The following is a 321-nucleotide window of genomic DNA, read 5'->3' on the forward strand; positions in this document are numbered from 1 at the left end:
GAATTTAAGTTCCCCAGCGCTTCCTCATAAAGCTGCTTGGAGCATACCCTGTCACCGGTGTAGTCCTCCAAATAGGCGTAGATCATGCCAGCCTGTGTGTCCTCCTGCATGAAGTCCTGCTGATGGGCGTTCAGGTATCGGTTCATTTCTATGCTGAATGACAGCTTATACTTCCCACTGCGGTAAACCGTCATGGCTTCCGCCCACATCTGTTCGATATACGCCCTCGCCGCCGCTTCATCGTCCAGTATGTGAACCTCCGCCCGTTCCGGGTACACCGTCACGGGGAGAAAGCGCCGGTTGCCGGTGCGGTCACGGGGC

General features: G+C 56.4%; 1 protein-coding gene. It reads right to left on the minus strand.

Annotated features, from left to right (window positions below):
- The coding region (locus DW835_RS18570) for a virulence-associated E family protein (protein WP_243037248.1) at positions 1 to 321 on the minus strand (321 nt) is incomplete at both ends.

The sequence above is a fragment of the Clostridium sp. AM34-9AC genome, assembly GCF_003480225.1.
GTDB lineage: Bacteria > Bacillota > Clostridia > Lachnospirales > Lachnospiraceae > Acetatifactor > Acetatifactor acetigignens.